Annotated in this window: 22 protein-coding genes; 14 read left to right on the forward strand and 8 right to left on the reverse strand. The window is 62.7% G+C overall.

The window, feature by feature from the left end; translation table 11 throughout:
- Positions 1-384 precede the first annotated feature (384 nt).
- The 4 genes from phnF (at position 385) to F3J17_RS31440 (ending at position 3,480) form a co-directional block, all read left to right on the forward strand.
- The gene (gene phnF / locus F3J17_RS31425; RefSeq protein ID WP_167068856.1) at positions 385-1,140 is read left to right on the forward strand and encodes a phosphonate metabolism transcriptional regulator PhnF; all 756 of its coding nucleotides are present in this window, start codon (positions 385-387) and stop codon (positions 1,138-1,140) included.
- Between the two features lie 32 nt (positions 1,141-1,172).
- Entirely contained in the window at positions 1,173-1,907 is a 735-nt protein-coding gene (locus F3J17_RS31430; RefSeq protein WP_167069076.1) for a DUF1045 domain-containing protein, read from the forward strand.
- The gene (gene phnN / locus F3J17_RS31435; protein WP_167068859.1) at positions 1,904-2,458 is read left to right on the forward strand and encodes a phosphonate metabolism protein/1,5-bisphosphokinase (PRPP-forming) PhnN; all 555 of its coding nucleotides are present in this window, start codon (positions 1,904-1,906) and stop codon (positions 2,456-2,458) included. The genes F3J17_RS31430 and phnN overlap by 4 nt, the downstream gene beginning before the upstream one ends.
- 128 nt (positions 2,459-2,586) lie before the next feature.
- Positions 2,587-3,480, forward strand: coding sequence for a LysR family transcriptional regulator (locus tag F3J17_RS31440; protein WP_167068862.1), 894 nt, complete (start codon positions 2,587-2,589; stop codon positions 3,478-3,480).
- A gap of 29 nt (positions 3,481-3,509) precedes the next feature.
- Here the strand turns inward: F3J17_RS31440 and F3J17_RS31445 are convergent, their stop codons facing one another.
- Positions 3,510-3,926, reverse strand: a complete 417-nt coding sequence (locus F3J17_RS31445) for a VOC family protein (RefSeq protein WP_167068865.1) — start codon at positions 3,924-3,926, stop codon at positions 3,510-3,512.
- The gene (locus F3J17_RS31450; RefSeq protein ID WP_167068868.1) at positions 3,923-4,465 is read right to left on the reverse strand and encodes an AraC family transcriptional regulator; all 543 of its coding nucleotides are present in this window, start codon (positions 4,463-4,465) and stop codon (positions 3,923-3,925) included. Before F3J17_RS31450 ends, F3J17_RS31445 begins: the two co-directional genes overlap by 4 nt.
- A 93-nt stretch (positions 4,466-4,558) precedes the next feature.
- On the opposite strand from F3J17_RS31450, the gene F3J17_RS31455 reads away from it, so the two are divergent.
- Positions 4,559-5,056, forward strand: a complete 498-nt coding sequence (locus F3J17_RS31455; protein ID WP_167068871.1) for a MerR family transcriptional regulator — start codon at positions 4,559-4,561, stop codon at positions 5,054-5,056.
- Positions 4,990-5,409 carry a carboxymuconolactone decarboxylase family protein gene (locus F3J17_RS31460; RefSeq protein WP_167068874.1) on the forward strand — a complete coding sequence of 140 codons (420 nt, stop codon included), beginning with the start codon at positions 4,990-4,992 and terminating at the stop codon, positions 5,407-5,409. The genes F3J17_RS31455 and F3J17_RS31460 overlap by 67 nt, the downstream gene beginning before the upstream one ends.
- Positions 5,410-5,442: 33 nt before the next feature.
- Here F3J17_RS31460 and F3J17_RS31465 read toward each other — a convergent pair whose 3' ends face one another.
- Positions 5,443-6,267 (reverse strand): IclR family transcriptional regulator, encoded by an 825-nt coding sequence (locus tag F3J17_RS31465; protein WP_167068877.1) that lies wholly within the window; start codon positions 6,265-6,267, stop codon positions 5,443-5,445.
- A 610-nt stretch (positions 6,268-6,877) separates the two neighbouring features.
- On the opposite strand from F3J17_RS31465, the gene cyoA reads away from it, so the two are divergent.
- The 7 genes from cyoA (at position 6,878) to F3J17_RS31500 (ending at position 14,269) form a co-directional block, all read left to right on the forward strand.
- A complete protein-coding gene (cyoA, locus tag F3J17_RS31470; protein ID WP_167068880.1) occupies positions 6,878-7,771 on the forward strand; it encodes a ubiquinol oxidase subunit II in 894 nt (297 codons plus the stop codon).
- 6 nt (positions 7,772-7,777) lie between these two features.
- Positions 7,778-9,781 carry a cytochrome o ubiquinol oxidase subunit I gene (gene cyoB, locus F3J17_RS31475; RefSeq protein ID WP_167068883.1) on the forward strand — a complete coding sequence of 668 codons (2,004 nt, stop codon included), beginning with the start codon at positions 7,778-7,780 and terminating at the stop codon, positions 9,779-9,781.
- Between the two features lie 3 nt (positions 9,782-9,784).
- Complete coding sequence (gene cyoC / locus F3J17_RS31480) at positions 9,785-10,396, forward strand: cytochrome o ubiquinol oxidase subunit III (RefSeq protein WP_167068886.1); 612 nt, start codon at positions 9,785-9,787, stop codon at positions 10,394-10,396.
- The gene (gene cyoD / locus F3J17_RS31485) at positions 10,397-10,717 is read left to right on the forward strand and encodes a cytochrome o ubiquinol oxidase subunit IV (RefSeq protein ID WP_167068889.1); all 321 of its coding nucleotides are present in this window, start codon (positions 10,397-10,399) and stop codon (positions 10,715-10,717) included.
- Positions 10,718-10,961: 244 nt separating this feature from the next.
- On the forward strand, positions 10,962-11,792 hold the full coding sequence (locus F3J17_RS31490) for a DUF3800 domain-containing protein (RefSeq protein ID WP_167068892.1): 831 nt from the start codon (positions 10,962-10,964) through the stop codon (positions 11,790-11,792).
- A 329-nt stretch (positions 11,793-12,121) separates the two neighbouring features.
- On the forward strand, positions 12,122-13,324 hold the full coding sequence (gene pcaF / locus F3J17_RS31495) for a 3-oxoadipyl-CoA thiolase (protein WP_167068895.1): 1,203 nt from the start codon (positions 12,122-12,124) through the stop codon (positions 13,322-13,324).
- A gap of 363 nt (positions 13,325-13,687) precedes the next feature.
- Positions 13,688-14,269 (forward strand): hypothetical protein, encoded by a 582-nt coding sequence (locus F3J17_RS31500; RefSeq protein WP_167069079.1) that lies wholly within the window; start codon positions 13,688-13,690, stop codon positions 14,267-14,269.
- Positions 14,270-14,382: 113 nt separating this feature from the next.
- Here F3J17_RS31500 and gabD read toward each other — a convergent pair whose 3' ends face one another.
- Positions 14,383-15,834: an NADP-dependent succinate-semialdehyde dehydrogenase gene (gene gabD / locus F3J17_RS31505; RefSeq protein ID WP_167068898.1), complete on the reverse strand. Its 1,452-nt coding sequence runs from the start codon at positions 15,832-15,834 to the stop codon at positions 14,383-14,385.
- A gap of 117 nt (positions 15,835-15,951) precedes the next feature.
- The gene (gabT, locus tag F3J17_RS31510; protein ID WP_167068901.1) at positions 15,952-17,244 is read right to left on the reverse strand and encodes a 4-aminobutyrate--2-oxoglutarate transaminase; all 1,293 of its coding nucleotides are present in this window, start codon (positions 17,242-17,244) and stop codon (positions 15,952-15,954) included.
- Between the two features lie 143 nt (positions 17,245-17,387).
- Between gabT and F3J17_RS31515 the strand changes: the two genes are divergently transcribed.
- A complete protein-coding gene (locus F3J17_RS31515; protein WP_167068903.1) occupies positions 17,388-19,019 on the forward strand; it encodes a PLP-dependent aminotransferase family protein in 1,632 nt (543 codons plus the stop codon).
- A gap of 554 nt (positions 19,020-19,573) precedes the next feature.
- Here F3J17_RS31515 and phnE read toward each other — a convergent pair.
- From phnE to phnC, 3 genes are all read right to left on the reverse strand, one after another.
- Positions 19,574-20,392, reverse strand: coding sequence for a phosphonate ABC transporter, permease protein PhnE (gene phnE, locus F3J17_RS31520; protein WP_240161233.1), 819 nt, complete (start codon positions 20,390-20,392; stop codon positions 19,574-19,576).
- Between the two features lie 8 nt (positions 20,393-20,400).
- On the reverse strand, positions 20,401-21,387 hold the full coding sequence (gene phnD / locus F3J17_RS31525) for a phosphonate ABC transporter substrate-binding protein (RefSeq protein ID WP_167068909.1): 987 nt from the start codon (positions 21,385-21,387) through the stop codon (positions 20,401-20,403).
- Between the two features lie 66 nt (positions 21,388-21,453).
- A complete protein-coding gene (gene phnC, locus F3J17_RS31530; RefSeq protein WP_205195054.1) occupies positions 21,454-22,308 on the reverse strand; it encodes a phosphonate ABC transporter ATP-binding protein in 855 nt (284 codons plus the stop codon).
- Positions 22,309-22,586: the final 278 nt, after the last annotated feature.

Raw genomic sequence — 22,586 nt, forward strand, 5'->3', positions numbered from 1 at the left:
CGCCGGCTCGCCGCCGAGCGCCGCGGCGAAGGCCGCTTCGAGCTCGGCGCGCGGCGTGCGCGCGAGAACCGCCATCCAGGCGCGGCGCGCGGCGGAAGCGGCGGCGGTGGACGGGGCGGAGGATGCGTTCATCGGAGTTCCTGTGTCGTGAACGGAATTGAACTGCGGATAAAACAGGGGCGAAGCGGATGAAACAGTTGCCGGATTGCGCACATCGCAAGGCGTCGCGACGTCGGGACATTGGAGCATCTATTCATCTAAACGTCTAGACGTTTCATGTTACAGTGAACCCGCACCGGCACTGGAGACGTTTTCATATTTCCATCACGCCCTGGCCACTACAATGCGCAAAACGCTATTGAAACCGAGGGGAATGACAGCACCATGACATCGAACGACGACGCGCAACACAGCACGCTCGAACGCGGCGCAGGGCTGGCGGTGTGGCGGCAGATCGAGCAGATCCTCGCAGCCGAGATCGCCGCGAAGGGTTTCGGCGACGACGGCCGCCTGCCGAGCGAAGGCGAACTGGCGAAGCGCTTCGACGTGAACCGCCATACGGTGCGGCGCGCGATGCTGGGTCTCGCGGCGCAGGGTCTCGTGAGCGTCGAGCAGGGGCGCGGCACGTTCGTGCAGCCCGGCGCGATCGACTACAGCATCGGCAAGCGCACGCGTTTTACGGAAAACCTGCAGCGCCATCAGCATTCGGCGGTGGGCAAGCTGCTGGCGTCGTCGCGCGTGAAGGCAGATCCGGCGGTCGCCAAGGCGCTGGGGCTGCGCGCGGGCGCATTGGTCTATCGGCTGGAAACGCTGCACGAGTCGGACGGCGTGCCGCTCACCTATGCGCGCAGCTGGTATCCGGCCGCGCGTTTTGCTGATCTCCCCGCGGTGATGGAGCGCGTCGACAGCACCTCGAAGGCGCTCGCCGAATTCGGCGTGAGCGACTATCTGCGTAAATGGAGCCGTATCGGCAGTGTGCTGCCCGAGCCGGAAGTGGCGCGGCGGCTCAACATCAACCGGCAGCAGCCGGTGCTATGGGTCGAAAACGTCGACGTCGATCTGGAAGGCGTGGCGATCAAATATGGCGTGACGCACTTCGCGGCGGACCGCGTGCAATTGATGGTGGAGCACGAAATATGACGACCTCGATGACCACCGCGATGACCACCGCGATGAGCGTCGCGCACGACGGCTGGGGCGCGGCGACGCGCTTCGCGCTCTATTACGCGCCGCCGCGCGAGAGCGCCTGGTGGCGCGCCGGTTGCGAGTGGCTTGGCCGCGATCCGGAAAGCGGCGCGACGCTTGCGCCGCCGCAGCCCGCAGAACTTGAAAAGCCGCTAGCGGCGCTGAGTGTCGCGCCCGCTCGATATGGCTGGCACGGCACGCTCGTGCCGCCGTTTCGTCTCGCCGATGGCGTGACGCCGCAGGCGCTGGTGGCCGCCGCGCAGGCGTGGGCCGCACGGCGCGCGCGCTTCGAGGTAGCGGCGCAGGCGGCCACACTGGGCCGCTTCGTCGCGGTTAAGGCAAGCGACGACGCAGGCGCGCAGGCGCTCCAGGATCTGGCCGCGGACGCCTTGCGCACCCTCGGCTCGCTGCGCGCGGCGCAGACGGCCGCCGAACTGGCGAAACGCCTGGACGCGCCGCTGACGCCGCGCCAGCGCGATTACGTCGAAACCTGGGGCTATCCGTATGTGTTCGACGAGTTCCGTTTTCATATGACGCTTTCCGATTCGCTCGACGATGCGCCCACGCGCGCCGCGCTGATGCACGCCTGGAACGCGCAGATGCACGACGCGGGTCCGCTGCCCGTGCACGGCGCGGCGATCTACGTCGAGCCGCAGCCTGGCGCGCCCTTCGTGCTTTGGAAGCGCGTGAATTTCTCGCAGCAGCAGGAGATAGCGGCATGACGGCCCGACTGATCTACGTAATGGGCCCGTCGGGCGCGGGCAAGGACACGTTGCTTGGCTACGCGCGCAAGCGGCTTGCGGCGGAAGGCGTGGTATTCGCGCATCGCTACATCACGCGCGAGGAAGGTGGCGGCGAAAACCATATCGCGCTCACCGATACCGAATTCGAAGCGCGTGCGCGACTGGGCCTGTTCGCGCTGCAATGGCGTAGCCACGCGCTGCGTTATGGGATCGGCGTGGAAGTCGAGCAGTGGCTCAAGCTGGGCTGCACCGTCGTGGTGAACGGCTCGCGCGCCTACGTGAGCGAGGCGCTGGCGCGCTTTCCGCGTATGACGCTCGTGCATGTGAACGCGGCGCAACACGTGCTGGCCGCGCGGCTGGCTTCGCGTGCGCGCGAGACGCCCGAGCAGGTCGCGGAACGACTGGCGCGGCGCGCGCCGTTCGAAGTGCCCGAGGGCGCGACGTTCGTGCAGATCGACAATTCCGGACGGATCGAGGATGCGGGCGCGGCCTTCGTCGCGGCGGTTCAGCGGGTGGCGCTGAAGGGCTGAGACGGCCGGTGCACCATGCGCCGCGCCGGGGCCCGGGTATTTTTGGTCGCGCGATGGGCTCATGAGAAGATGACGCCGAGTCGCAGGTCGCTACAAAATACCGCCACAAAACCTCAACGAGACCGCCCTTGGACCGCTTCCAGGAGATGCAGATTTTCACGCGCATCGTCGACCGCCGCAGTTTCACGCAGGCGGCCGAAGACCTGAACCTGCCGCGCGCCACCGTCACCAATTCGATCAAGCGTCTGGAGACGCGCCTGGGCGTGCGCCTGCTGGAGCGCACCACGCGCCAGGTGAAGCCCACGCCCGACGGCGACGCCTACTATCAGCGCTGCACGCGTTTGCTGGCCGATCTCGAGGAAACCGAAGAAGCCTTCCGCGACACCGACCCGCACGGCCGCCTGCGCGTGAACATGCAGGGCACGCTCGCGCAGTATTTCGTGATGCCGCGCCTGCCGCAATTTCTCGCGCGCTATCCGCGCATCGAACTCTTCATTGGCTCGGGCGACCATTTCGTCGATCTGGTGCGCGAGGGCATCGACTGCGTGCTGCGCGCGGGCGAACTCAGCGATTCGTCGATGATTGCGCGGCGCGTCGCGCTGCTCGAACAGGTGACGGTCGCGAGTCCCGCGTATCTCGAACGGCACGGCGACCCCGCTTCGATCGACGCGCTGCTGGACGGGCACCGCGCCGTCAACTACCTCTCGCCCGCTACGGGCCGCGCCCATCCGCTCGAATTCGCGCTGCCCGACGGCGTGCGCAATGTCACGCTGCCCGGCCCGGTGGGCGTGAATGGCGCCGAGCTGTACACGGCGGGCGCGATCGCGGGTCTCGGGCTGGTGCAGGTGCCGCGCTATCGCGTGCGCGAGCAACTGGCCAACGGCGAGCTGTGCGTCGTGCTGGCCGATCAGCCGCCGCCGCCGATGCCGGTGTCCGTGATGTTTCCGCAGGCGCGCCAGCTTTCGCTACGCGTGCGCACTTTTACGGACTGGCTCGTTCAGGTCTTCGCGGACGTCGGCTAAAACGACGGCGCGCGCCAGGCGCGGCGCGGTCAAGCGGCGTCTTTGGCCGCCTGGATCAGCTTCCAGCCATTCCCGGCTGGGTCGCGAAAGCCCGCATCGACACTGCCGAAGCGTTCCACCGGCTCCTGGGTGAACTCGACGCCTTTGGCTTTCCATTCGGCGTAGCGCGCGCGGCAATCGGCGACGGTGAGCACGAGCGGCGGCATCGCGCCTTTGGCGACCATCGCGCGCAGCGTCTGGGCGGTCGCTTCGTCGTGGACCGGCGGCCCCGGCGTGAATACGCCGAGCTGGAACGACGGTTGATCCGGATGCTGGATCGTCAGCCAGCGATAGGCGCCGTTGCGCACATCGGTATGGACCTTGAAGCCCAGTTTATCGACGTAAAACGCCAGCGCCGCGTCCTGATCGTCGACATAGATGCCTGCCACATTGATCCCTTCGTTCATGGTTCCTCCCTCTCTGGTTTGTCAGATCGATTTGATCGACTTGATCGATGTGATCGGGTCGATGGCTGGACTGTAGCCTTCGCCTCGCGGCGGCGCTTCTCCAAAACTGCGCTTGTGAGGTCGGGGCGTTGCGCGGCTTTGAGCACGCAGGCTGGCACGCGGTCGAGCTGGGCGGTGTCGGCGTGCGCCTGGGCTTCGCGGCGGGCGTCGCTGGGGCTCAGGCCCGTGATGTCGCGGAACGTGCGGCCAAAGGTGCCGAGGCTCTCCCAGCCGGTCGCGAAGGCGATTTCGGTGATGCTCAGCGCGGAGTCGCGCAGGAGCGTGGTGGCCTGTTCGATGCGGCGCGTCAGCAGATAGCGGTGCGGCGGGATGCCGAACGCGCGCTTGAAGGCGCGCGCGAAATGGGCTTCGGAAACGCCGCTGACTTCGGCCAGACGGCTGACCGGCCAGGCTTCGTGCGAGGCCGCGTCGATGCGGTCTTTGGCGCGCAGCAGGCGGCGCAGGAGGGCGGGGTCCTGAGGGGCCTGGCTGTCTGTCATGCGTACCTGGGGCGGAGGGACTGGGCTGAAGGGGGCTGACGCAGCCGGGCGCTTGACTTAGAGTGCACTCGAAGTCCTAACCTGAGATCCGTCATGTCAAAAGCCCTGACTATTGGTCAGGTGGCCGCGGCCACCGGCGTCACGACCCATACGCTACGTTATTACGAGCAGGCCGGCCTGCTGCGCGCCATCGGACGCACGCAGGCCGGGCATCGGCTGTATTCGCCGGCGGATATGGACTGGCTGCAGTTCGTCATGCGTCTGAAAGCGACCGGCATGCCGATCGCGTCGATCCAGGCGTTTTCCGGACTGCGCTCGCAAGGCGACGCGACCTACGACGCCCGCCGCGAGATGCTGGCTGCGCACCGCAACGAGGTGCTGGCGCGCATCGAGGACCTGCAGGCCAATCTTGCCGCGATCACGGACAAGATCGCCTGGTACGAAACGGCGGCGCGCAAGGTGACGCGCGAGGCGGCGCGACATGACGAAGACGCTCAAACCCATCGACAGGAAGAGGATTCGCCATGGATACCGGAAACAACGCAGCGCTCCAGAAGCGCGACCGCTATGCGCAAGGCTGGCAAAAACTGAAAGAGATCGACGGGGCGGCGGGCGAGAAAGTCGTCGCGGCACTCGCGCCGATCGCGCCGGATTTTGGCCGCTTGCTGATCGAGTTCGGCTTCGGCGACATCTATAGCCGGCCTCAACTCGATCTGCGCGCCCGCGAAATCGCCACGATTGCTGCGCTGGCCGCGCTCGGCAACGCGCAACCGCAGCTCAAGATCCATATCGAGGCCGCGCTGAATGTGGGCTGCACCCGCGATGAGATCGTCGAGGTGTTCATGCAGATGGCGCTTTATGCGGGCTTCCCGGCGGCGCTTAATGCATTGTTCGCCGCGCGGGAGGTGTTTGAGGCGAGCGAGGCGGTGGCGGCAGCCGACTGACCTGGCCTGAGCGATGCGCGCCGACGCCATCCCTTAAGTGCGCCGCGAAACCATCCCCGACACGCGCTGGGCCGCTTGCTGCAGCGGCTCCAGGAAGGTCTTGACCATCTGCTTCGCCGAGGTGCGCTGTGCATTGCCGCTGATGTTCATCGCGGCGATCACGCGCCCCTGACGGTTGCGGATGGGCGCGGAGATCGAGATCAGCCCGCCCTCCAGTTCCTGATCGACGATGGCCCAGCCCTGCTGGCGGACCTGGGCGATGATCTTCTTGAGTTCTTCCTTGTCCGTCACGGTGCGCGGCGTGTGCGCATAGAGCGGCGACGCGCCCAGTGTGGCGTCGAGCGCGTCCTCGTCGAGCGCGGACAACAGCACGCGCCCCATGGAAGTGCAATAGGCGGGCAGGCGGCTGCCGATCGACAGATTGATCGTCATGATCTTGTGCGTGGGCACGCGCAGCACGTAGACGATCTCGGTGCGATCCAGCACGGCCGCCGAGCAGCTTTCGTGCACCTCACCGGAAAGGGCTTCCATCACCGGCTCGGCCAGATTCCAGAACGGCATCGACGTCAGATAGGCGAAGCCGAGGTCGAGAATCTTGGGCGTGAGGCGGAACAGCCGCCCTTCGGCTTCGACGTAGCCCAGCGTTTGCAGCGTGAGCAGGATGCGCCGCGCGCCCGCGCGCGTGAGGCCGGTGGCGGCGGCAACGTCGGTGAGCGTCTGCTCGGGGTGCTCGGCGTTGAACGCGCGGATCACGGAAAGCCCGCGCGCGAACGACTGCACATAGGAGTCGCCCGGCTTTTCGGGAATGTCCGTCTGCTCGTCGGAAGGGGCGGGCGGAACGCGGTTAGCGGGGTTCATGGCGTCGTGGCGTCGGATCAAGGGCTGGAGGCGGCGCGAAAGGAACCCATGACGATAGCGCAAGCGCTTTGTTTCGCCAACCGGCGCGCGGCGGTGTTGTGGCGCATCGGCGCGAATAATGCAAGCGGGACGTGTCGTTTCTCCGAACAGGTCATTTGATTTTTCGCAAGCAAATTGCGGGGTAATCGAATTGACGCTTCGATTGAATATCGATAATGCGCATTAATTTATTTATTTGCGTCGTGATTAATTAAAAAGACCCGCTCGGTCATCACGGGTGCCGGTCATTTTCTGCTTTCTACGCTAATCACAACCTTTCGCCACATTCACGCGATTCTTCGCCTGGCAAGCAGTTGCAACGGCCTGCGGCGCCTTGTCGCGCTGGCGGCTGCGGCGGTGCGAAAGATAAATGAAAGATATGTGTGTCGTTCCGTCGCGTTGGGGGCTATACGCTTTAAGGCCTCAATAAACCTTAGCCTAAATCAAATTTCTGAATAAGTCGTTTCCGTAGAATTTCGCTAAAAACGGTACGGGTGCATTTTGCATGGCGGGTTTTGCAATGCGGATGCGTGACAGCGTTCAAAGTGATTAAACGGAAAAGCAGGCAAACATGAAGAGAAAAGCCTTCAAAAGGTGGTTAATCCCCCTCGGCGGCGGGCTCATCGCCACGCTCGCGGGATGTAGCGGCAACCTCACAGTGCTTGACCCCAAAGGCAGCGTTGGCGTGGCCGAAAAATCCCTCATCGCCACGGCCACATGGGCCATGTTGCTGGTGGTGGTGCCGGTGATCCTGCTCACGCTCTATTTCGCCTGGCGCTACCGCGCGTCCAACCGCAACGCCACCTACGCGCCCAAATGGGCGCATTCCACGGCAATCGAAGTCGTCGTCTGGACCATTCCGGCCATCATCATCCTGTTCCTCGCGGTGCTCACCTGGAAGACCACGCACGAGCTCGATCCCTACAAGCCGCTCGAATCGAACGTGAAGCCCATCAATGTCGAGGTTGTCGCGCTCGACTGGAAGTGGCTTTTCATCTATCCGGATCTCGGCATTGCCACGGTGAACCAGCTTGCTGTGCCGGTGGGTACGCCGGTCAACTTCCGCATCACCTCGGATTCGGTGATGAATTCGTTCTTCATCCCGCAACTGGGCACCCAGGTCTACGCGATGGCGGGCATGCAGACGCGCCTGCATCTCGTCGCCGACGAAGCCGGCAACTACGAAGGCATTTCAGCCAACTACAGCGGCAAAGGCTTCTCCGACATGAAGTTCCGCACGCTCGCCACCAGCCAGCAGGATTTCGACGCGTGGGTGCAAAAGGTCAAGGCCTCGCACGACGGTTTGTCGATGGACCAGTACGCGGGCGTCGCCCAGCCGACCGAGAAGGCGCCGGTGCAGTACTTCTCGACCGTCGACCCGAAGCTCTTCAACAACATCATCGCGAAGTACAACAACGGCCACGTCACGGACTTCAATGACCCGTCGTGCGTGACCAAGGGGTAAGCAGTCATGTTCGGAAAACTCACCTTAGAGGCGATCCCGTTCGATCAGCCGATCATCATGGGCGCCGCGGCGTTCATGGCGCTGATCGTGGTCGCCGTGCTCGGTCTCGTGACCTGGGCCGGCAAGTGGCAATACATCTGGTCCGAATGGCTCACGAGCGTGGACCACAAGCGCATCGGCCTGATGTACATCATCGTGGCGGTGCTGATGCTCGTGCGCGGCTTTGCCGACGCCGTCATGATGCGCATCCAGCAGGCCATCGCCTTCGACGCGCCAGGCTATCTGCCGCCGCATCACTATGACCAGATCTTCTCGGCGCACGGCGTCATCATGATCTTCTTCATGGCGATGGCGCTCATGGTTGGCCTGTTCAACCTCGTGGTGCCGCTGCAGATCGGCGCGCGCGACGTGGCGTTCCCGTTCCTGAACTCGCTGTCGTTCTGGATGACGGCAATCAGCGCGATCCTCATCAACCTGTCGCTGGTGGTCGGCGAGTTCGCGCAAACGGGCTGGCTCGCGTATCCGCCGCTGTCGGAATTGCAGTTCAGTCCGGGCGTGGGCGTCGACTACTACATCTGGTCGCTGCAGCTTTCGGGTGTGGGCACGCTCATTACCGGCATCAACTTCTTCGTCACCATCCTGAAGATGCGCGCGCCGGGCATGAGCCTCATGAAGATGCCGGTGTTCACGTGGACCGCGCTGTGCTCGAACGTGCTAATCATGGCCACGTTCCCGATCCTCACGATCGCGCTCGCTCTGCTGGGCTTCGACCGTTACGTCGGCACGCACTTCTTCACGAATGACGGCGGCGGCAACGTCATGCTGTATCTGAACCTGATCTGGGCCTGGGGCCACCCCGAGGTGTACATCCTCGTGCTGCCTGCGTTCGGCATCTATTCGGAAGTCATGGCCACGTTCTCGAAGAAGCCGCTGTTCGGTTACAAGACCATGGTGTATGCCTCGTGCGCCATCATGATCCTGGCTTTCCTCGTGTGGCTGCACCACTTCTTCACGATGGGCTCGGGCGCCGACGTCAACGCGTTCTTCGGCATCATGACGATGGTGATCGCGATTCCTACGGGCGTGAAAATCTTCAACTGGCTGTTCACGATGTATCGCGGCCGCATCCAGTTCACCGCACCGGTGCTGTGGACGATCGGCTTCATGGTGACGTTCTCGATCGGTGGCATGACCGGCGTGATGATGGCGATCCCGGGCGCGGATTTCGTGCTGCACAACTCGCTGTTCCTGATCGCTCACTTCCATAACGCCATCATCGGCGGCGTGGTGTTCGGCTACCTCGCGGGCCTGCACTACTGGTTCCCGAAGGTGTTCGGCCTCAAGCCGAACGAAAAGCTCGGCAAGGCGTCGTTCTGGTGCTGGTTCGTCGGCTTCTACGTCGCCTTCGTGCCGCTCTACGTACTGGGCTTCATGGGCGCCACCCGCCGTCTGAACCATTACGACAATCCCGCCTGGCAGCCGTATTTCGTCGTCGCAGCAATCGGCGCGGCGATCATTGCGCTGGGCGTGGTGTTCCAGGTGCTGCAGTGGGTGATGGCGTTCGTCAATCGCAACAAGGCGGAATGCCAGGACGTCACCGGCGATCCGTGGGATGGCCGCACGCTCGAATGGGCGACTTCGTCGCCGCCGCCGGTCTATAACTTCGCGGTCATTCCGCAGGTGCAGGAAATCGATGCGTTCGCCCATATGAAGGAAACGGGCCGCGGTCTGGGCCTGGCGGCGAAGTACAGCGATATCCATATGCCGTCGAATACGTCGGCGGGCTTTTTCGTCGGCATGTTCAGCCTGGTGCTGGGTTTTGCAGGCGTGTGGCACATCGTCTGGCTCGCCGTGCTGGCGTTCGTCGCCATCGTCGTGACGATCGCCGCGCGCAGTTTCAGCGACGACGACGGCTATTACATTCCGGCCGCGAAGGTTCGCGAGATCGAAGAGAAGCGCCATCGCGCGACGGTTGCCGTCGAGCGCGATCTGGCGGCAGTGGAGGCCTAAGCCATGCTACAGAAAACCAATGCGACAACGCTCGCCGAATTCGATCATCACGATCATCCGCCGTCGAACTCGGTGTTCGGCTTCTGGATCTACCTGATGACGGACTGCGTGCTGTTCGCCTCGCTGTTCGCGACGTTTGGCGTGCTCGCACACCAGTACGCCGGCGGCCCGACGGGCAAGGATCTGTTCGACGTCACCGGCGTGGCGATCGAAACCGCCGTGCTGCTGCTGTCGAGCATCACCTACGGTTTCGCGATGCTCGGCGCGCAGCAGCGCAAGAGTGGCGCGGTGCTGGGCTGGCTCGCCGTCACCTTCATTCTGGGTGCGACGTTCCTCGTGCTCGAACTGCGCGAGTTCTCGCACCTGATCGCCGATGGCGCCGGTCCGCAGCGCAGCGCGTTTCTCTCGTCGTTCTTCGTGCTGGTCAGCACGCACGGTCTGCACGTGTTCTTCGGTCTCGTCTGGATGGCCGTGCTGATGATCCAGGTCCTGCGCCGTCCGCAACTGGACGAGCGCGAAGTGCGTCGCCTGACGTGTCTGAGTCTCTTCTGGCACTTCCTGGATGTGGTGTGGATCTGCGTGTTTACTTTTGTCTATCTCGGGAGCGTGCTCTAAATGGCCCATTCTCATAGCGAAGCCCATGGCACCTTCGGCAGCTACGCGGCGGGCTTTATCCTCTCGGTGCTGCTGACCGCCGGTGCATTTGGCATTGTTCTGCACGGCGGCTTTGCGCCGGGCACCGGTCTCGGCATTCTTGCGGTGCTGGCCTTTGTGCAGGTGATCGTCCATCTGGTGTTTTTCCTGCACCTGAATGCGTCGCCGGGACAAGGCTGGAACGTGCTGTCGCTGGCTTACACGGTGCTGGCCGCAGCGTTCCTGATTTTCGGCACGATCTGGGTCATGCATAACGTTAGTATGAATATGATGTCGCGATAAGTTGCTCGGGTCTGGGAGCCTTGGTGTAGGAGGCGACTAGACCACTCTCCGGCAACGCGCCACCTCAAGCTTGCGATTCATCAATCCCGCTGGTTTACAGCGCAGTTAGTCTCGGCTAAGATTTTTTCGAGTCGAGAGTACTGACCGATGACGTTTTGCAGTGCGTTGGGCAATTGACCCACTCGGCTTACCGATTCCCTGGGCCACCTTCGGGTGGCCTTTTCATTGGTGCTACGGAAGCTGTATGTATCTCGCATACCTGGACGATTCCGGTTCCCCTGATGACCCCAATAGCCAGTTCTTCGTATTGGGTGGAATCATGTTGTTCGAGCGCCAGACGCATTGGCTGGAGTCGCGGATCAATCCAATCGCCGCTCGCTTCGAGGTAGACGGAAAGTATCGAGAGTTGCACGCCGGTCCCATGCGCGCAGCGAAAGACGGTTGGGACAAGTTTTCACCCGCTGAGAGGGCTCAGGCTGCCGCCGATGTTTTGCGTCTGCTGGAAAATAAGCAGTCCAAAGTCAGTGTTGTTGCCGCTGTTGTTGAAAAGTCGATGATGAAGCCGGCTGAAATCTTGCCGTACTGCTACGAGCTGCTGGCAAAGTGCTTCGATGATTGGCTCGCGTATCGCTATCAAAAGTATGGCGAGCCGGCACGCGGCATTTTCATTCTGGATCGCTCGAAATCTGCCGTCGAACAGAACGTGCAGACGCTACATCGCGTGTTCAAGCACACAGGGCACGGCAGCGGCAAGCTCAGGAACTTCGCAGAAGTCCCGATGTTCCTTGATTCAAAAGCTTCCCGGCTTATCCAGATGGCCGACAACGTCGCGTACTGGATCTATCGCCGGTATCAGTCGCTGGACAATCGAGGATTTGAAATCATCGAGCCGCACTTTTTCAAAACGGGTGCCGGACGGACGTCTTTGCACGAGTTGGTTACGCACGCTACGCGCGAAAGACTGAAAGACCTGCCCGCGCCGAAACATCCCTTTCCCGCGCCCCGCATGGCTGCCGCGCAAACGCAGACTGCTGCCCGACACGACTCGTTTCTGCAATTGAGCGAAATCGCCTGAACGAGGGCATTTGGCGATTCGCCATGCCCAAGTCCCCGGCCGCGCGAGACTTCCGTCTCGCGCGGCCTTCGTCGTTTTTGCGGCTGTAATCTTCTGGTATGGCCACCGCGACCTGCGGATACCCCTGCTTGACACTCGCGCGCCGCGACGCCTATCATGGGCGCCAAATGTTCGATTATCGACCATGAGTTCGTAGGTCGAACAAAACGCACGAGGACGTGCGCGTTCGATACCTCATTCTTCGCCCGCGCAGTCCGTCGATCCCAACTGGTTTTGCATGGGATTGCGTCCGACGCTCACATCGCGCGCGCAATCGACAGGAGACTCTTATGACGGAAGCATTCATCTGCGACGCAATTCGCACGCCGATCGGCCGCTACGCGGGCGCCCTTGCACAGGTTCGCGCTGACGATCTGGGCGCGGTGCCGCTCAAGGCGCTCATGGAGCGCAACAAGGAAGTCGACTGGGCGGCGATCGACGATGTGATCTACGGTTGCGCAAACCAGGCTGGCGAAGACAACCGCAACGTCGCGCGCATGTCGTCGCTGCTGGCGGGCTTGCCGCAGGCGGTGCCGGGTTCGACCGTCAACCGTCTGTGCGGTTCGGGCATGGATGCCGTGGGGATCGCCGCGCGCGCGCTCAAGTCGGGCGAAACCGGCCTGATGATCGCCGGCGGCGTGGAAAGCATGAGCCGCGCCCCGTTCGTGATGGGCAAGGCGAACACCGCCTTCGCGCGCGATGCTGCGATCTACGACACGACCATCGGCTGGCGTTTCGTCAACAAGCTGATGAAGCAGCAATATGGTGTCGATTCGATGCCGGAAACGGCTGAGAACGTCGCCGTCGATTTCAACGTGAGCCGCGCCGATCAGGACGCGTTCGCGGTGCGCAGCCAGCAGAAGGCCGCGCGCGCTATCGCCGACGGCACGCTGGCGCAGGAAATCGTCTCGGTCAGCATCGCGCAGAAGAAGGGCGATCCGCTGGTGGTGTCGCGCGACGAGCATCCGCGCGAGACTTCGCTCGAAGCGCTGGCGAAGCTCAAGGGCGTGGTGGGTCCGGACGGTTCGGTGACGGCAGGCAATGCCTCGGGCGTGAACGACGGCGCGTGCGCGCTGTTGCTCGCCAACGAAGAAAACGCGAAGCGCTTTGGCCTGATCCCGCGTGCGCGCGTGATCGGCATGGCGACGGCAGGGGTCGCGCCGCGCGTCATGGGCATTGGCCCGGGCCCGGCGACGCAGAAGCTACTCGCGCGTCTCGGCATGACGATCGATCAGTTCGACGTGATCGAGCTGAACGAAGCGTTTGCTTCGCAAGGTCTGGCGGTGCTGCGCATGCTGGGTGTCGCGGACGACGATCCTCGCGTCAATCCGAATGGCGGCGCGATTGCGCTGGGTCATCCGCTGGGTATGAGCGGCGCGCGTCTCGTGACGACGGCGATGTATCAACTGCATCGCACCGGCGGTCGCTACGCGCTGTGCACGATGTGTATCGGCGTCGGTCAAGGCATTGCGATTGCGATCGAGCGCGTGTAATTTGCCGCGTTGGATTCGCTTTTAGTTCGTCACTAATTCGGATCAATCGGCTCAACAAAGCCGCGAGTCTTTCAGGACTCGCGGCTTTTTGCTTTTCTGCTTTCGATATTCTTAAAATTCAACAATGAGCAACAATTGCCGTGAGAATTTCATTGGCGGTCGCCAAACATTTTCAAACAAAACACCTCAAATTAGCGGCGAATAATCTCGATCAACGCCGGTGCATTCAGCGGCCCGCGTTTTGGGCTCCCGCGTAGAATCGCTCGCACATCGGCCCAGCGCCAACGCGCCGGTCAGGCGAATGAATTCACCGTAAAGAGGAGAACGACAATGAAAAACGCATTGGTTTTGATAGCAGCACTAATGATGGACGTAGGCCTGTCGCAGGCGGCGTTTGCGCAAGACGCGCAGCCCGCATCGGCGCCGCAGCAATCGGCGCTGGCTGCGCAGGCGCAATCGGTTCTCGCCAATGCCGAACCGGTTCACGTCCAGGCCAAAATCGTCGGCATCGATCGCGGTGCGCGCATCGTCACACTGCGCGGTCCGCGCGGTAACGATCTCGATATCGGATTGAGCAAGCAGGTCAGCAATTTCGATCAACTCAACGTCGGCGATACGGTCGACGTGCTTTACAAGAACGCGCTGCTCGTGACGGCGGAGAAGGTGACGGGCAAGGACAAGGGCATCCGCAAGCGCGTCGATACCAACGTCTATCTGCCGGCGTCGTCGGGTTACGACGCGGCGCGCCAGGTCGAGGTGCAGGCGACGGTCAAGCACATCAACGCAAAGAAACGCGAGGTCACGCTGCGGGGTGCGTATCAGACCGTGACGGTGCAGGCGACGCCGGATGTCGACCTCAAGACGCTCAAGGTCGGCGACACGATTCACGCCGTTTTTGTTTCGGCCTACGCCACGCAGATTACGCCGGTCGGCGCGACGCAATAAGCCGTGCGCAAAAGCAAAACCGGCGCGCAGCGAACAGATCGCCACGCGCCGGTTTATCGACTTCTACAAGCACGGGCGCCTGTTATGGCGCCCGTTGTGCATCGGACGACGGCTTACATGCCGGCCATGCACAGGTACTTGATGACGACATAGTCGTCGATACCGTAGTGCGAACCTTCGCGGCCCAGACCCGATTGCTTCACGCCGCCGAACGGTGCGACTTCGTTCGAGATCAGGCCGGTGTTGATGCCCACCATGCCGTATTCGAGCGCTTCCGCCACGCGCCAGACGCGGCCGATGTCGCGGCTGTAGAAGTAGGCGGCCAGACCGAATTCCGTGTCGTTGGCCATCTTGATCACTTCTTCATCCGACGAGAAGCGGAACAGCGGCGCGAGCGGGCCGAAAGTTTCGTCGCGCGCAACCTTCATCGCGGGCGTGACGCCCGTGAGGATGGTCGGCTCGAAGAAGCCGTGGCCGAGCGCGTGGCGCTTGCCGCCCGTCAGCACCTGCGCACCCTTGCCGAGCGCGTCTTCGATGTGCGATTCCACCTTGAGCACGGCCGCTTCGTTGATGAGCGGGCCTTGCGTCACGCCGGCTTCCGTGCCCAGACCCACCTTGAGCTTTTCCACCGCATCGCGCAGTTTGGCGGCGAACGCGTCGTAGACGGCGTCATGCACGTAGAAGCGGTTCGTGCACACGCAGGTCTGGCCGCTGTTGCGATACTTCGAGGCGATGGCGCCTGCGACTGCGGCGTCCAGATCGGCGTCGTCGAAGACGATGAACGGCGCGTTGCCGCCCAGTTCGAGCGAGACCTTCTTGACGGTCGCGGCGCACTGGCTCATCAGCAGACGGCCCACCGGCGTCGAGCCCGTGAACGAGAGCTTGCGCACGATCGGGTTGCTGGTGAGTTCGCCGCCGATCGCCTTCGGGTCGCCCGTGACGACGCTGAACACGCCTGCCGGCACGCCTGCGCGTTCGGCCAGCACGGCCAGCGCGAGCGCCGAAAACGGCGTGGCTTCAGCGGGCTTGAGCACGATCGGGCAGCCGGCCGCGAGTGCGGGGCCGACCTTGCGCGTGATCATCGCGGCGGGGAAATTCCACGGCGTGATCGCGGCGCACACGCCGATGGCTTCCTTCGTCACGACAATGCGCTTGTCGTTGGCGGGCGTCGGAATAGTGTCACCGTAGACGCGCTTGCCTTCTTCCGCGAACCATTCGAGGAACGAGGCGGCGTAACCGATTTCGCCCTTGGCTTCGGCGATCGGCTTGCCTTGCTCGGTGGTGAGGATCAGCGCGAGGTCGTCGGCGTTTTCGATCATCAGATCGTGCCACTTGCGCAGGATGACGCTGCGCTCCTTCGCGGTCTTGGCGCGCCATGCGGGCCAGGCGGCGTTGGCGGTGGAGATCGCGCGGCGCGTTTCGGCGGCGCCCATGCGCGGCACCGTGCCGATCAGCGCGCCGGTGGCGGGATTGACCACGTCGAGCGTGGCGCCGTCTTCGGCGCCTTGCCATTCGCCGTTGATATAGGCGGCGTTCTTGAGCAGCGATGCGTCTTTCAGGTTCATCAGTGAACTCCGGACAATGCGTCTATTCGATTCGAAACGGTTAAGCGAAAACGGCACAGCGGCCAGCGCCGGTGTGCCGTTTTCGGGACTAGAGCCTAAAAGCTGTCAGGCAGAGGCTTACGCCGGCACGCCCACGGCTTCCTTGATCGACTCTTCGAGGATCGCGAGGGCTTCGTCGAACACGTTTTCCTGGATCGTCAGCGGGAACAGGAAGCGCACGACGTTCGAGTACACGCCGCACACGAGCAGCAGCAGGCCGCGGTTCAGCGCGGCGGTTTGCACGCGCTTGGTGAAGTCGGCGTCGGCTTCGTTGGTGCCCGGCTTGCAGAACTCGACGGCGTTCATCGCGCCCGGACCGCGCACGTCGGCGATCTGCGGGACTTCAGCCTTCATCGAGGTGAGCTTGGCCTTGATCTTGTCGCCCAGCTTGGTGGCGCGCTCACACAGCTTTTCTTCTTCGATGATCTCGATGACCGCGTGTGCCGAAGCGACAGCCAGCGGGTTACCGGCATACGTGCCGCCAAGGCCGCCAGGCGCTGCCGCATCCATGACTTCTGCGCGGCCGACCACGCCCGACAGCGGCATGCCGCCGGCCAGGCTCTTGGCGATCGTCATCAGGTCCGGTGCGACGTCGTAGTGTTCCATCGCGAACAGCTTGCCGGTACGGGCGAAGCCGGTTTGCACTTCGTCGGCGATCAGCAGGATGCCGTGCGTGTCGCAGATCTTGCGCAGGCCGCGCACGAAGTCCGCCGGCGCCTGGTAGAAGCCGCCTTCGCCCTGAACCGGTTCGAAGATGATCGCGGCGACGCGCTTCGGATCGATATCGGCCTTGAACAGCATCTCGATGTGCTTGAGCGAGTCAGCCGTGCTGATACCGTGGACCGAGTTGGGGTACGGAGCGTGGTAGACGTCAGCCGGGAACGGGCCGAAGTTCAGCTTGTACGGTGCGACCTTGCCGGTGAGCGCCATGCCCATCATCGTGCGACCGTGGAAACCGCCTGCGAAGGCGATCACGCCCGGACGGCCCGTCGAGGCGCGAGCGATCTTGACGGCGTTTTCGACGGCTTCAGCGCCGGTCGTGAAGAACGCGGCCTTCTTGGCGAAGCTGCCCGGAGCGCGTTGCGCGACCTTTTCGGCCAGCGAGACATACGACTCGTAGGGAACGATCTGGTAAGCGGTGTGCGTGAACTGGTCGAGCTGCGCCTTGATGGCGGCGACGATCTTCGGATGACGGTGACCCGTGTTGCAGACGGCGATACCGGCTGCGAAGTCGATGAAGCGGCGGCCTTCGACGTCCCACAGTTCCGCGTTTTCAGCGCGCTCGGCGTAGAAGTCACACATCACGCCCACGCCACGCGGGGTAATGGCGTTCTTGCGGCTCTGCAGATCGGCGTTCTTGCTCACGTTCATCTCCTTCAATGCTTTCGGTTCTGAGGTTGGTTGGTGGACCGCGTTGCCGACTCAATCGGTCGCCAGCAGTCCATGCCGCGACTATACTCAGGTTTGGCTCTAAAATTCAGAGCCATTCAGTGCAATATTTAGGAGCCAATTTCATGCGAGCGAGCGTCCTGTCCGACTGGTTGGCCCAGCGCCTTGAGCGTGGCGGCGCGCAGCCGGTGTACCGGCAACTGCACCGCTTGCTGCAGCAGGCGATCCTCTCGCGCGAACTGCCGGCGGGTGCGCGAGTCCCGTCCTCCCGGCTTCTGGCGGCGGAGTTGGGGATTGCGCGCAATACGGTGACGCAGGTTTACGAGCAATTGGTGCTCGAAGGCTATGTCACCTCGGCGACGGGGCGCGGCACGTTTGTGGCCGATACTTCGCCCGATGAGATCGTCGGCGCGGCGGAAATTGGCTCTACCGGATTGGTGAAAACCCCGAGTAAAACAGGCTCCATTTCGAACGACCAACCACGGGGCGTCGCAACTAACAGCCAATCGGCGGAGGCGCTTGCGGCATTGCCCCCGGCTGTGGGCGTGATTCAACAGCCGTCCCAGACCGCGCAGCCTCACCGACCGGCGGCTCGCGCATTGTCCGCGCGGGGAGCGCGCCTGATTGCTGGCGCGGGCGTCTCCAAGCGCCAGGGCGGTGCGTTCATGCCGGGCGTGCCGGACGTCTCGCGCTTTCCGGCGCGCATCTGGACGCGTCTGCACAACAAATACTGGCGCACGCTGCGGCCCGATCTGCTGACCTACGCGCCGGGCGGCGGCCTCGCGCTGCTGCGCCACGTGCTGGCCGATTATCTGCGCACCTCGCGATCGGTGCGCTGCTCGCCCGAGCAGATCATCATCACGACGGGAATCCACCAGTCCGTCGATCTGGCCGTGCGACTGCTGTCCGACCCGGGTGACACCATCTGGACCGAGGATCCGTGTTATTGGGGCGTGCGCAGCGTGCTGCACGTATCGGGGCTGAAGCCGCGTCCGATTGCCGTCGACAGCGAGGGCATCAATCCGTCGGCCGCCGATTTCGCAGCGCCGCCCCCTAAGCTGATCCTCGTAACGCCTTCGCACCAGTATCCGCTTGGCATGGTGATGAGTCTGGCGCGTCGGCGCACGCTGCTCGAATACGCGCGGCAGCATCAGTGCTGGATCATCGAAGACGATTACGACAGTGAATTCCGCTATGGGAGCCGGCCGCTTGCGTCGTTGCAGGGGTTGGATACGGCGGGGCAGGTGATTTACGTGGGGAGCTTTGGGAAGACACTGTTTCCGGGCTTGCGTGTGGGTTATCTGGTTGCGCCGGAGCCGCTCGCCGAGAGTTTCGCTACCGCGAGCGCCGAGCTTTATCGTGAGGGGCAGTTGTTGCAGCAGGCGGTGCTGGCCGAGTTTATTGCCGAAGGGCATTTCACGTCGCATATTCGCAAGATGCGGGCGCTTTATGGGCAGCGGCGGCAGGCAGTGCTGGATGTCGCTGCGCGGCGTTATGGGGATGCGTTGCCGGCGATGGGGGGCGATGCTGGGTTGCACGTTGTGATGCAGTTGCCTGAGGGTAGTGATGATCGCGCGGTGGCTGAGGCTGCGCTTGCACGCAATATCGTTGTGAGGCCGCTTTCAGGGTATTACTCGGAGCGCGAGCGTGCGGCTTCTGGGTTGTTGATTGGGTATGCTTGTGTGCCTGATGAGGAAATTGTGCCGGCTTTTGAATCGCTGAGTGAGGCTATTGATTTGAGTTTGCCTTTGGCTTGATGTTGGCATTTCCTTGTGTTCGTGTCGGTCTATTAGCGTCGCCCCTGTGCGGGGCGGCACCTACTTTTCTTTGCCGCGGCAAAGAAAAGTAGGCAAAAGAAAGCCGCTCAAACCGCTAATGCTTCGCGGTACACCTACAGCCTATAAAACAAAGTGGTGCCCGGGCAGCGCCCGCATCACTGGCCTAGTAACAGAGTGGTGCCATCCGCACATCCGGGGACGCTGCGCGCCCCGTGGGGTATATTTAAAACCGATGGTTTGCACTTTCCTTCGCATACCGAACCGTTGCGAGCGCAGCGAGCAACGGGATGAATGAGTCCTTTGTCACTTCGTTTTATGGCGCGAGGTGCGAGCAATGCCCAGTCACCACTCCGCTGAACGGTTAGTGGTGGACTGCGTCAAATTAGCGGTGTGAGCGGCTTTCTTTTGCTTACTTTTCTTTGCCGCGGCAAAGAAAAGTAAGTGCCGCCCCGCACAGGGGCAACGCTTGCATACCGACAACAAATCAAGGAAACGCCCGAATTCGTGCATTGCGTTTGAATCGGCGGCAAGTATCAGATCACCCGCGCCCGCAGCCGCGCCGAAACAAGATCAATTGCCGTCACCACAGCAATCACCATAATGAGCACCGCGCACGTCTGCGCATAATCGAACGAGCGAATTTCCTCGTAAAGCACCACGCCAATACCGCCAGCGCCCACCATCCCCACCACCATCGCGGAACGCACGTTAGACTCGAATCGATAGAGCGCATAAGAGATCCACAGCGGCATCACCTGCGGCAGCACGCCATAAATGATCTCGTCGAGCGGCGTCGCGCCCGTCGCGCGCACACCTTCGGCGGGACGCGGGTCGATGGCTTCGACGGCTTCGGCGAAGAGTTTGGCCAGCACGCCAGTCGTATGCACCCACAGCGCCAGCACGCCCGCAAACGGCCCAAGTCCCACCGCGACGATGAACAGCATCGCGAACACCATCTCGTTGATGGCGCGGCACGCGTCCATCAAACGGCGCATGGGATGCAACACCCACGCCGGCGCGAGGTTGTGCGCGGACATCAGCCCGCACGGCACCGCGCAGACGATCGCGAGCACCGTGCCCCACAGCGCCACGGCCACCGTCACCCACATTTCATGAGCGTAAGTGCGCCATTCGGTGAAGTCGGGCGGGAAGAAACCGCGCGCGAAGGTGCCCATGTTCGACGAGTCGGCGAGCAGGTCGAGCGGGCGCATATCTGCGCCCTGCCACGCCGCCCCAAGCAGCATGAACACGAACGCCCAAAGCACGATCGACGACCAGCTACGCTTGCCTCGCGCCGAAGCCGCTGCCGCGGACTCAGCAAGAGAAGGGGCCGTTTTTGCCTCGAAGTCCATCGAACTCATCACTGTTTGGCGGCTGCGTTGAGCGCGCCGATCTTCGCGTCGATGGCCGCGATCTGGCTCTTGCGGTCGTCGTCGGAGAGATGCGTGTCGGCCGTGATTTTCTGCTTCTGCTGGAACAGGGCGACCTGGCGGATCGGCAGCAGTTGCGCATCGGTGGCCGGTGCGAAGCCTGCGTAACCGGTGATCGAGGCCATCACGGCTTTTTCGCGCGGATCGGTCTTGGCGTAGTGATAGAAGAAGTCGCGCAGTTTCTGCTTGGTGGCTTCAGGCAGGTCCTTGCGCCACACCAGCGGGTCGGACGCGATCAGCGGCGAGGTCCACAGCACGCGCACCTGGGCAAAGCGGTCCGGATGCTTCTTTTGCAGGGTGGAAAGCTCGATGGTGTTGTTGGTCGCAATATCGACCTTGTTGTTGACCACGGCTAGCAGGTTCGCTTCGTGGCTCGACGGCAGCACCGTCTTGAAGGTCGTCGCATTCACGGAGAGGCCATGCTGCGCGAACAGGTAATAGCCGGGAATCAGCGTGCCCGAAGTCGAATTCGGATCGCCCCAGCCCAACGTCAGATCATTAGGATGCTTGAAGACGTCGTCGATCGTCTTCACCGGGCTGTTAACGTTGGTGATGAGCACCGATTTGTAGCCGGCGTCGCCGTTCGCGTAGAGCACCTTGGCGAAGATTTCGCCGTTCGAGCGGTCTACCGCCTCCATCGCCGAGGCGTTGCCGAAATAGCCGATCTGCACCTTGTTGAAGCGCATCGCTTCGATGATGCCCGAGTAGTCGGTGGCGAAGAAAGCATTGATGTGCAGACCGGTCTGACGGTTCAGATCGTCGATAAACGGTTGCCAGCGCTGTTTGAGCACCGCCGACGAATCGGTCGAGATGATGCCGAAGTTCAGGTCTTCCGCGTGGGCGGCCGTAGCGCCGAGCGAGGCGAAAGCAACGGCGCTGGCGGCGCACCAGGACAGCATGGAACGGAGCAGTTTCATGTGAGAGGCAATCCGGTTCGTGGGAAAAGAAAACGTTTGCTGGAGCGGAACAAAGAATGCGGGTGTTCAGGCGGTCTTGAGCTGGGCGCCAAAGCGTTGCGTCATCGCGTGGGCGGCGTCCGGTTCGAGCAGTTCGCGCGCGGCGCTGCCGTAGAGCTGCTGCAAAAGCGCGGGCGTGAGCGCAGCCGACGGGCCGTCGTACACCACGCGGCCATCGCGCAGCGCGACCGTGCGCGGGCAGTACTGCATGGCGATATCCACTTGATGCAGCGATACGACCACCGTCAGGCCGTGATTGCGGTTAAGCATGCGCAGCATGTCCATCACGCGGCGCGAAGATTCGGGGTCGAGTGAGGCGATCGGTTCGTCGGCGAGAATCAGGCGCGCACGCTGCACCAGCGCACGGGCGAGCGCGGCACGCTGCTGCTGGCCGCCCGAAAGATTGGCGGCGCGCTCCGCGGCCTTGTCGCCGATGCCCACTTCAGTGAGCGCAGCGGCGGACAGTTCTCGCTCGCTGCGCGGAAAGCAGCGGGTCAGACGCCGCCACAAGGGCAGGCGCGCCAGCGCGCCAATCAGCACGTTGGATTCGACGGTCAGGCGATGCACGAGATTGAACTGCTGGAATACGAAGCCGATGTCGCGGCGAATGCGCCGCACTTCGCGCACGATGCGCCCGTTCTGCTGGATAGGGCGGCCCAATATTTCGATCTGCGAAGGTTGTGGGTCGGAAGCCACGAAGCCTGCGATATGGCGCAACAGCGTGGACTTGCCTGAGCCCGATGCGCCGATCAGCGCGACCATTTCGCCGCTGCCTACGCGCAGGTTGATTTCGTCGAGCGCCTTGCGGCCTGCTGCAGATGTGCCCCCGTTAAAAGTCTTCGAGAGGCGTTCGATACGTATCGCGTCCATCGTGGCGTCCATTCCGATTCGTCATATGAGTCGGGCGTTAAGCCGCGAGTCACGGTTGAGTCGATGCCATTCTAGGAAGCGACTGTGACGGTTGAGTGAAGCTGTAGCGACGTCTAGACGACTAAACAGGTTGAGTGCTTTTCGGGGCGCGGAAAACCGTCATTGAACTAACAGAAAAATGTCGTTGCGATGACACCTTTCCTTTCGGGCGCGTGACATCTGTGTGACTCCGCACACGTGTCACGCTCAATGCACAGCGAACCGGATATATTGTGGAGCTGACGCGCAAC

This window comes from Burkholderia sp. Ax-1719, from assembly GCF_011753055.1.
GTDB lineage: Bacteria > Pseudomonadota > Gammaproteobacteria > Burkholderiales > Burkholderiaceae > Paraburkholderia.

Coding starts and splice junctions, on each gene's coding strand:
- cyoA (WP_167068880.1), top strand. CDS start 6,878: ATGAAGAGAAAAGCCTTCAAAAGGTGGTTAATCCCCCTCGGCGGCGGG.
- pcaF (WP_167068895.1), top strand. CDS start 12,122: ATGACGGAAGCATTCATCTGCGACGCAATTCGCACGCCGATCGGCCGC.
- gabD (WP_167068898.1), bottom strand. CDS start 15,834: ATGAACCTGAAAGACGCATCGCTGCTCAAGAACGCCGCCTATATCAAC.
- F3J17_RS31455 (WP_167068871.1), top strand. CDS start 4,559: ATGTCAAAAGCCCTGACTATTGGTCAGGTGGCCGCGGCCACCGGCGTC.
- F3J17_RS31465 (WP_167068877.1), bottom strand. CDS start 6,267: ATGAACCCCGCTAACCGCGTTCCGCCCGCCCCTTCCGACGAGCAGACG.
- phnN (WP_167068859.1), top strand. CDS start 1,904: ATGACGGCCCGACTGATCTACGTAATGGGCCCGTCGGGCGCGGGCAAG.
- cyoD (WP_167068889.1), top strand. CDS start 10,397: ATGGCCCATTCTCATAGCGAAGCCCATGGCACCTTCGGCAGCTACGCG.
- phnE (WP_240161233.1), bottom strand. CDS start 20,392: ATGGACTTCGAGGCAAAAACGGCCCCTTCTCTTGCTGAGTCCGCGGCA.
- F3J17_RS31460 (WP_167068874.1), top strand. CDS start 4,990: ATGGATACCGGAAACAACGCAGCGCTCCAGAAGCGCGACCGCTATGCG.
- F3J17_RS31490 (WP_167068892.1), top strand. CDS start 10,962: ATGTATCTCGCATACCTGGACGATTCCGGTTCCCCTGATGACCCCAAT.
- F3J17_RS31445 (WP_167068865.1), bottom strand. CDS start 3,926: ATGAACGAAGGGATCAATGTGGCAGGCATCTATGTCGACGATCAGGAC.
- F3J17_RS31515 (WP_167068903.1), top strand. CDS start 17,388: ATGCGAGCGAGCGTCCTGTCCGACTGGTTGGCCCAGCGCCTTGAGCGT.
- cyoB (WP_167068883.1), top strand. CDS start 7,778: ATGTTCGGAAAACTCACCTTAGAGGCGATCCCGTTCGATCAGCCGATC.
- phnD (WP_167068909.1), bottom strand. CDS start 21,387: ATGAAACTGCTCCGTTCCATGCTGTCCTGGTGCGCCGCCAGCGCCGTT.
- gabT (WP_167068901.1), bottom strand. CDS start 17,244: ATGAACGTGAGCAAGAACGCCGATCTGCAGAGCCGCAAGAACGCCATT.
- cyoC (WP_167068886.1), top strand. CDS start 9,785: ATGCTACAGAAAACCAATGCGACAACGCTCGCCGAATTCGATCATCAC.
- F3J17_RS31430 (WP_167069076.1), top strand. CDS start 1,173: ATGAGCGTCGCGCACGACGGCTGGGGCGCGGCGACGCGCTTCGCGCTC.
- F3J17_RS31450 (WP_167068868.1), bottom strand. CDS start 4,465: ATGACAGACAGCCAGGCCCCTCAGGACCCCGCCCTCCTGCGCCGCCTG.
- F3J17_RS31500 (WP_167069079.1), top strand. CDS start 13,688: ATGATGGACGTAGGCCTGTCGCAGGCGGCGTTTGCGCAAGACGCGCAG.
- phnF (WP_167068856.1), top strand. CDS start 385: ATGACATCGAACGACGACGCGCAACACAGCACGCTCGAACGCGGCGCA.
- phnC (WP_205195054.1), bottom strand. CDS start 22,308: ATGGACGCCACGATGGACGCGATACGTATCGAACGCCTCTCGAAGACT.